Annotated in this window: 1 protein-coding gene and 1 pseudogene; both read left to right on the top strand. The window is 62.9% G+C overall.

Features of this window, described 5'->3' with window-relative positions; translation table 11 throughout:
* Positions 1-684, top strand: a pseudogene (locus ABZW74_RS24540) (IS21 family transposase); the annotation flags it as partial.
* Positions 685-707: 23 nt separating this feature from the next.
* The gene (gene istB, locus ABZW74_RS24545) at positions 708-1,472 is read left to right on the top strand and encodes an IS21-like element helper ATPase IstB (RefSeq protein WP_308221105.1); all 765 of its coding nucleotides are present in this window, start codon (positions 708-710) and stop codon (positions 1,470-1,472) included.
* Positions 1,473-1,536 lie beyond the last annotated feature (64 nt).

A 1,536-nucleotide genomic window follows, 5' to 3' on the forward strand; every position in this document is an offset into this window, starting at 1 on the left:
ACAGCGTTGGCGGCCGGATTCGTGGGCACCTTGGGCACCCGACTCGAACTAGCTCCGCCGCGCGATCCGGAGTACAAGGGCATGGTCGAACGCAACAACCGGTTCTTCGAAACCTCGTTCCTGCCGGGCCGGATCTTCGAGTCACCGGAGGACTTCAACACCCAGTTCCGCTGGTGGCTGGGTGAGCATGCCAACACCCGGATCGTGCGTTCGATCGGTGATCGCCGCCCGGCCGACGTCCTCGAGATGGATGTGGCGGCGATGACCGCTCTGCCACCGGCGGCCCCGCACGTCGGTCTGACCCACCGAGTCCGGTTGGGCCGGGACTACTACGTGCGGGTGGCCGGCAACGACTACTCGGTGCATCCGTCGGTGATCGGCCGGTTCGTCGACATCACTGCCGACCTGAGCGATGTGGTCATCCGATGCGGGGATGTCACCGTGGCCGATCACCACCGCAGTTGGGCCAACCACGTCACGATCGCCGATCCCCAGCATGTGCGGGCCGCCAAAGAACTGCGGCGCAACTACCGCATGCAGGACCTCAACATCGCGGCCGGCAACGCGGCACGGGTGCGGGCTCACCTCGACGGCCACCAGGTGCCGATGAGGGCGCTACCCGACTACGACGACCTCTACGGCGTCAACTTCACCACCACCACAGATTTGGAGTCCCACAATTGAGTACCGCCGATACCTCGACCACTGTGTCGGGCAAGCAGATTCACACACAGATGGAGTTCCTGACCCGCGCGTTGAAGACCCCCACGATCCGGCGGTGTTGGGCGGAGTTGGCCGATCGTGCCCGCGATGAGGGCTGGAGCCACGAACAGTACTTGGCGGCGATCCTGGAACGCCAAGTCTCCGAACGTGAAGCCAACGGCACCACCCTGCGGATCGCCGCCGCGAGGTTCCCGGCGGTCAAAACGGTGGAGGACTTCACCTTCGATCACGTGCCATCTTTGCCGCGCGATGTGATCGCACATCTGGCCACCAGTACCTGGATTGCCAAGGCAGACAACGTGATCCTTCTCGGACCACCCGGAGTCGGGAAAACGCATCTGGCGATCGCATTAGGGATGAAAGCCGCCCACAACTCGTATCCGGTGCTCTTTGACACCGCGACGGGTTGGGCGGCACGGTTAACCGAAGCCCACACCGCGGGACGGTTGGCCGCGGAGATCAAACGGCTGCGCCGCTACCGGCTGCTCATCATCGACGAGATCGGGTATCTGCCGTTCGACTCCGACACCGCGAACCTGTTCTTCCAACTCATCGCCAGCCGCTACGAACAAGGCTCGGTGTTGATCACCTCGAACATGCCATTCGGCCGATGGGGAGAGATCTTCGCCGACGAGATTGTCGCCGCCGCGCTCATCGATCGGCTGGTCCATCACGCCGAGGTCATCACCATCAACGGCGACTCCTACCGCACCAAATCCCGACGAGACCTCGTCACACACGACCAATAGACCAACCACAGGGGGTCAAAATTCAAACGTCGATAAGGGGTCAGATTTCAGCCGCCGTTGACAG

This window comes from Gordonia sp. NPDC003585, assembly GCF_040610755.1.
Lineage (GTDB): Bacteria > Actinomycetota > Actinomycetes > Mycobacteriales > Mycobacteriaceae > Gordonia.